Below are 7,048 nucleotides of genomic sequence, written 5' to 3'. Positions count from 1 at the left end.
TACTATCTCGGGAGGAGAGATGCGATATAATGTTGACCCACGACAGCAGGCGGTAAGGGATCGTGTCAAGGAGTTTGCGGAGAAGGAAATAAATCCGGTATTCAAAGATTTAGACCGGGCGCCGGAGAAATTGCCGGTTGAGTATTACCGTAAACTGGGAAAGGCGGGCTTGATTGGATTTGCGATGCCGAAGGAGTACGGCGGCGAAGGGCGGTCCAATATTGAGTATATAACTCTCATCGAAGAATTGGCGTACTGGGACCCGGCGACGGCGCTTCTGGCGGCGGTGCCGGAGTTGGCCGTTTATCCCATCATACATTTTGCCAGTGACGAACAGAAGAAGAAATATCTGCCGGCGGCGGCCTCGGGCGAGAAAATTCCGGCATTTGCGCTGACGGAGCGGATGGCCGGCTCGGACGCGGCAAACCAGCAGACCATTGCCAAGATTGTCGGCAATGAATTTGTTATCAACGGCGAGAAAATTTTTATCATGCATGGTGACGCCTGCGATTTTGCGGTGCTCTTCTGCCGTATCGGCGACGAAGATGAAGGGCGCCCCAAGGTTTCGGCGATTATTATCGATGCCGACCGTCCGGGGTTCAAAGGGTTCACTCTGAAGCATAAAATGGGAATGCGGGCGGCGACGACCGGTAGAATCGAGTTGAAAGACTACAAGATTCCGGTCTCGCACCAGTTAGGTGAAGTCGGCAAAGGATTTCGGTATGCTATGGCGACCCTGGATGGGGCGCGTATCGGAGTGGCGGCGCAGGGAGTCGGGATAGCCCAGCGGGCGCTGGATGAAGCGGTCAGTTACGCCAAATCCCGCATTGCATTCGGGGCGCCGATTGCGAAACTTCAGGCGATACAATGGATGATTGCGGACATGGCGACTCATCTGGAAGCGGCCCGGGCGCTGACTTACAAAGCGGCGCAGATGCAGGATAAGGGAGAGAAATTCACGGTTGAGGCATCGCAGGCGAAACTGTTTGCCTCGGAAGCGGCGCGCTTTTGTATCGACCGGGCGATGCAGATTCATGGCGGCTACGGCTATATCGGAGAGTTTTCCATTATCGAGAAACTGTACCGCGACCAGCGGGTGCTCGAGATTTATGAAGGCACCTCGGAGGTGCAGCGTCTGGTGATTGCCGGAAATTATCTTAGATAGAATGAAATTCGGAAAGTTCGAAATAATTCCCTTCGTCGAGCAACGATTCAAGCTCGACGGAGGGACAATGTTTGGGGTGGTGCCGCGGAAAATCTGGGGGAAACTTCTGCCGCCGGATGACGATAATCTGGTGCCGATGGAGACCAATCTTTTCCTGTTGAAAGCGCATGGCAAAAATTTTCTGCTCGATTCCGGACTGGGAGACTGCCTCTCACCGGTGGAGAGAAAGATTTATGCTTCCTCAGGGGAGACCGCCCTCGATTCCGGACTCAAAAATCTGGGATTGCAGCCTGCCGATATCGATTATGTTCTGCTGACTCATCTTCATACCGACCATGCCGGCGGTACGGTAAGAAGAGACGGAGAGAAGCTGGTGCCGCGTTTTCCGAAGGCGCGATATGTCGTTCAGAAAATTGAATGGAATGATGCCATCAATCCGAATGAGCGGACCTCGGCGGTCTATATTCCCGACCGTTTGCGGGTTCTGGAGAAGGCGGGGCAGTTGGAGTTGGTCGATGGCGATGCCGAAGTCATGCCGGGGATTAAATTGACCCGCACCGGCGGACATACGGCGGGACATCAGGCGATAGAGGCGACCTCGGATGGCTTCACGGCGGTGTACTACGCCGATATTGTGCCGTCATCGCATCATATCAGAATACCGTATGTGGCATCGGTGGACCTCTTTCCGCTGGAGACTATGGAAGTGAAGCGGAAGCTGGTGGAGCGATTGCTGGCGGGGAATATGGCGATTGGATTTGACCATGATGTTGATATAAAGATTGGGCGGGTGGTGGATGAGAATGGAAAAGTGCTGGTGCGGAAGGTGGAGTGAGGGAGAATTTGTCAATTGATGACAATTGTCATTCCCGCGAAGGCGGGAATCCAGAAATAGGTCGAAACCCCTGCGGTATTGACATGAATTCCGTCAGAAATCCCGCCGTGGCAGACTGATGGTGTATTGTGAATGTAGGGGCGACCCTTGCGGTCGCCCGTCAAAAATCCCGCGGTGCGGGATTTTATGGGCGGGGATGAACCCCGCTCCTACGGCAACGATTGGGTTACCGTCCCGCAGAGCGGGATGATAATATCGAAACCATGAAGGTTTCGACCAACGGAATCTGGACTCCCCCGCTACGGCGGGAGGCGCGTTTGCGAGGATGATTACTTGTCAATATCTAAAGATATTGACGATGAATTGATGTCGAAACCATCCCGCTTGAAGCGGGATTTCGACCTACAGATGTCAGAAATCCCGCGGTGCGGGATTTTATGGGCGGGGATAAACCCCGCCCCTACGGTCGTATGAAGTGAGGATGGATACTACCATATGTCGCTTGAAGAAAAACTGAAGAAATTAGCGGAGATGCGCGAAGAGGCGCGTCTGGGTGGCGGCGCCGACCGGATTGAGGCGCAACATAAAAAGGGGAAACTGACCGCGCGGGAACGTCTGGAAATTCTCCTCGACAAGAACTCCTTCGAAGAATTCGATATGTTTGTGACGCACCGGACTTCCGATTTCGGGCTTGATGATATGAAAATTTTAGGGGATGGCGTGGTAACCGGATGCGGCACGATTGAGGGACGTCAGGTCTTTGTATTCTCTCAGGATTTCACCGTGTTCGGCGGTTCGCTGTCGCAGGCGCATGCGGAGAAGATATGCAAGATTATGGATATGGCGATGAAAGTCGGGGCGCCGGTAATAGGGCTGAATGATTCCGGAGGCGCAAGAATTCAAGAAGGGGTGGTCAGTCTGGGCGGGTATGCCGATATCTTTCTGCGCAATACATTGGCATCGGGCGTAATTCCGCAGTTTTCGGTCATTCTCGGTCCCTGCGCCGGAGGGGCAGTCTATTCACCGGCGATTACCGATTTTATATTGATGGTGAAGAATACCTCGTACATGTTTGTCACCGGACCGAATGTGGTCAAGACCGTGACGCATGAAGTAGTGACCTCGGAGGAACTGGGCGGCGCGGTGGTGCATGCGTCAAAATCGGGGGTGGCGCATTTTGCCTGCGAGAATGAAGCCGAGGCACTGACGACATTGAGAAAATTGTTGAGTTATATCCCCCAAAATAATCTCGAAGACCCGCCTTTTGTCGAGAGCAATGACCCCGTTGACAGGGAAGACGAAGTCCTTAATACGATTGTTCCGGAGAACCCGAACAAATCGTACGACATAAAAGAGGTTATTCATCGAGTGGTCGATAATGGCGAGTTTCTGGAGATACAGCCGGATTTTGCGGCGAATATTGTGATTGGTTTTGCGCGCCTCGGGGGTCGCGCGATTGGGATTATCGCCAACCAGCCGGCAGTGCTGGCGGGAGTGCTCGATATTGCGTCATCGAACAAGGCGGCGCGGTTTATCCGGTTTTGCGATGCCTTCAATATTCCGCTTCTGACATTCGAGGATGTTCCGGGCTTTCTGCCCGGCGTTGACCAGGAGCATGGCGGGATAATTAAGAACGGCGCGAAGCTGCTCTATGCGTACTGCGAGGCGACAGTGCCGAAAGTGACGGTGATAACGCGCAAGGCGTATGGCGGGGCGTATGATGTTATGAACTCCAAGCATGTCCGCGGCGATATGAACTACGGCTGGCCTACCGCCGAGATTGCGGTGATGGGACCGAAAGGGGCGGTGGAGATTATTTTCAAGAAGGAAATTGAAAAGTCTAAGAACCCCGAAGCGGAGTTGGCGAAGAAGACCGACGAGTACCGGGAGAAATTCGCCAATCCGTTCATAGCGGCGGCGTATGGGTATCTGGATGATATTATCGAGCCGAAGACGACCCGTCCGAGGTTGATACGGGCGTTTCAGATGCTGGAGACGAAGAAGGACGAGAATCCGCGGAAGAAGCATGGGAATATACCGTTGTAATCATCCTGCGGGGATCGTGCGCTGCGGACTGGATTCCCCTCCTTCGGCGGGCAGGCCGATCAGGTCGGGAATGACGATTCATCAACGCCTTGCGGCGTTGAGCATAAAAGAGATGTCGAAACCGTAAAGGTTTCGACCTATCAAATCTGGATTCCCGCCTGCGCGGGAATGACATGAAGTCAGGGTCGCAGGGATCGTGACCTACGGTTACCGTCAGGAGTCCGCCGCGGCGGACTGACGGCGCGTCAAGAAGTGAATCATCCGGCAGAACCGGATGATTATGTCGAAACCATCCCGCTTGAAGCGGGATTTCGACCTACGGAATCAGGAGAAAGTGTCAAGACCGCTCGACGCGACGAATAAGAAATCAAGGCGGTCGAGGGTCTTGACCTACAAGAATGCCTACAGTTTCCGTTAGGAGGGACTCCTGACGGCGCATGAAAGAATTGTTGAGCCAAAACATGCCCAAGAAGATTAAGAAAATATTGATCGCCAATCGGGGGGAGATTGCGATACGGGTGATACGGGCGTGCCGTGATGCTGGTATTGTCTCGGTAGCGGTCTATTCGGAAATAGATAAGACGGCGTACCATGTGCGGCTTGCCGATGAAGCGTACTTCATCGGGGCGGCGCCGGCGCGGGAGAGTTATCTCAATCAGCAGAGGATAATCGATGTTGCCCTGGAAGCGGGAGCGGATGCGATTCATCCCGGGTATGGCTTTCTTGCCGAGAATGACCAGTTCGCCGCTCTCTGTGAAAAGAATAGAATTATTTTTATCGGGCCGAAGTCGGAGACGATAGCGCTTTTAGGGGACAAACTGGAAGCGCGGAAAGTGGCGGTCAAAGCGGGGCTTCCGGTAATACCGGGGACCGACTTCGATAATAAAGATTTATCACAGGTCGAGAAGACAGCGGAGCGGATTGGATATCCGGTGCTGGTAAAGGCGGCGGCCGGCGGCGGCGGAAAAGGGATGCGAATAGTCCGCGAGCCGGAGCGTCTTAGAGAATCGGTCGAATCGGCCATTCGTGAAGCCGGGTCGGCGTTCGGGGATGGGCGGGTCTATTTTGAAAAGTATCTGGAGAATCCGCGTCATGTGGAAATCCAGATTTTTGCCGACTCGCACGGGCATGCGGTCTACCTGGGGGAGCGGGAGTGCTCGATTCAGAGACGTCATCAAAAAGTAATCGAGGAATCTCCCTCCCCGATACTGACGCCGGAACTTCGAGAGAAGATGGGAACGGCGGCGGTGAATTTGGCGAAAGAATCAGGGTACCTGGGAGCCGGGACGGTGGAGTTTCTGGTTGATAAGAATCGGAACTTTTATTTTCTGGAAGTGAACACCCGTTTGCAGGTAGAGCATCCGGTGACGGAGATGGTAACCGGTCTTGATTTAGTGCGGGAGCAGATAAATGTTGCCGAGGGGTATTCGCTCTCATTTCTGCAGGGAGAAATAGCGCCCCGGGGACATGCTATTGAGTGCCGGATTTATGCCGAGAATCCGCACCAGGATTTTCTCCCATCCACAGGAGCATTGACCGAATATCGGGAGCCATCCGGTCCCGGGGTGCGGGTTGATTCGGGGGTCGTTCAGGGGTCGGAGATTTCGATATATTATGACCCGATTATCGCCAAGTTGGTAGTCTGGGGCAAAGACAGAGAGGAAGCGATAGCGCGGGCGCAGCGGGCATTGACGGAATATCGAATTTCGGGAGTGCATACCACGATTGGTTTTGCCTGCTCGATACTTCGTTCGGGGGGATTCCGCGCCGGCGAATATTCAACCGGATATGTGGAAGAGGAATTTCCCGACCGGAATTTTGAATGCCCCTTAAGCGACCAGGCGCAGAAGGCGGCCTTTGCGGCGGCAATATATGACTTTCTGGAGAAAGAAAAAATATCGCTGACGATGAAACGTCACGGCGAAAAGGCCGGCGGCTGGGTGCAGTATTACCGCAATCAAAATCTGAGCCGTCTGAGCAAGATGAGATAACTATGGCGCATTCGGAGAATAGATATCTGGTCACGGTTGATGACGTGGAGTTTGACCTGGCTATTATGTCGAAAGGGGGCAGTTTCGAGATTGAATACAACGGCGCCCTTTATAAAGTGGAGGCGCATCGGTTAAGCGACCGCAAATATCTTTTCAAGATTGATGAGAGTTCCTCGGAGGTAGATATTTCGCGCAATGGCGGAGGGTACAATATCTATCTGGAAGGAAAAGATATGATAGCCCGGGTGGAGCCGTATCATCTGGCAGAACTCAGGAAGAAAGCCGGCAAGGCGCTTGCCGGAGCGGCCGAGAAGATGGTCCGGGCGCCGATGCCGGGCCTGGTCCTGTCGATGGCGGTCAAGCCGGGGGATAAAGTCAAGAAGGGGATGACGCTGGCCGTGATTGAAGCGATGAAAATGGAGAATCTGATTCGCGCCGCCGCCGACGGAACGGTCAAAGAGATATTTGCCGCGCCGGGGAAAGCGGTTGAGAAAAATGAGAATCTCCTGGAGATAGAGTAACGTGCCGGAAAAGAAAGAGACAAGCTCCGGTATCGAGATTCCGATAATTGCCGAGCCGTACCAGGTTGACCTTAAAAAACTGGGAGAACCGGGAGAGTATCCGTACACGCGGGGCATATATCGAGATATGTATCGGGGGCGGCTCTGGACGATGCGGCAGTATGCCGGATTCGGGACCGCCGAGGAAACCAATCAGAGATTCAGATATCTGTTATCGCAGGGGCAAACGGGATTATCGGTAGCGTTCGACTTGCCGACACAAATCGGTTACGACAGCGACCATCCGATGGCAAAAGGGGAGGTGGGACGAACGGGAGTGGCGATATCATCGCTGGAGGATATGGAGCGTCTGTTCGACAAGATTCCGCTGGGGGAGGTCTCGACCTCGATGACGATAAACGCCACGGCGGTGATTTTGCTGGCGATGTATATTACGGTGGCAAAGAAGCAGGGGGTCTCCTCAGATAAGATTTCCGGCACGGTGCAGAAT

6 protein-coding genes are annotated in these 7,048 nt (G+C 53.7%); all 6 read left to right on the top strand.

Annotated features, from left to right (window positions below; all coding sequences use genetic code 11):
* Positions 1-1,165, top strand: a 1,165-nt coding sequence (locus AB1690_09195) for an acyl-CoA dehydrogenase family protein (GenBank protein MEW6015486.1), incomplete at its 5' end; no start/stop codon positions are given.
* 1 nt (position 1,166) lies between these two features.
* Positions 1,167-2,000, top strand: coding sequence for an MBL fold metallo-hydrolase (locus AB1690_09190; protein ID MEW6015485.1), 834 nt, complete (start codon positions 1,167-1,169; stop codon positions 1,998-2,000).
* A 495-nt stretch (positions 2,001-2,495) separates the two neighbouring features.
* The gene (locus tag AB1690_09185) at positions 2,496-4,046 is read left to right on the top strand and encodes an acyl-CoA carboxylase subunit beta (protein MEW6015484.1); all 1,551 of its coding nucleotides are present in this window, start codon (positions 2,496-2,498) and stop codon (positions 4,044-4,046) included.
* Between the two features lie 461 nt (positions 4,047-4,507).
* Positions 4,508-6,037, top strand: a complete 1,530-nt coding sequence (gene accC / locus AB1690_09180; GenBank protein MEW6015483.1) for an acetyl-CoA carboxylase biotin carboxylase subunit — start codon at positions 4,508-4,510, stop codon at positions 6,035-6,037.
* A gap of 2 nt (positions 6,038-6,039) precedes the next feature.
* Entirely contained in the window at positions 6,040-6,558 is a 519-nt protein-coding gene (locus AB1690_09175) for a biotin/lipoyl-containing protein (protein ID MEW6015482.1), read from the top strand.
* A 1-nt stretch (position 6,559) separates the two neighbouring features.
* Positions 6,560-7,048: methylmalonyl-CoA mutase family protein (locus AB1690_09170; protein MEW6015481.1), on the top strand; the 489-nt coding region annotated here is incomplete at its 3' end.

The organism is Candidatus Zixiibacteriota bacterium (assembly GCA_040753495.1).
GTDB lineage: Bacteria > Zixibacteria > MSB-5A5 > GN15 > PGXB01 > DYGG01.
Note: the sequence above shows the minus strand (reverse complement) of the source record. Positions and strands in the feature narration are given on the sequence as shown.

Bases quoted from the DNA above. Each gene is read 5' to 3' on its own strand.
- AB1690_09190 (MEW6015485.1), top strand. From the start codon at position 1,167: ATGAAATTCGGAAAGTTCGAAATAATTCCCTTCGTCGAGCAACGATTC.
- AB1690_09185 (MEW6015484.1), top strand. From the start codon at position 2,496: ATGTCGCTTGAAGAAAAACTGAAGAAATTAGCGGAGATGCGCGAAGAG.
- accC (MEW6015483.1), top strand. From the start codon at position 4,508: ATGCCCAAGAAGATTAAGAAAATATTGATCGCCAATCGGGGGGAGATT.
- AB1690_09175 (MEW6015482.1), top strand. From the start codon at position 6,040: ATGGCGCATTCGGAGAATAGATATCTGGTCACGGTTGATGACGTGGAG.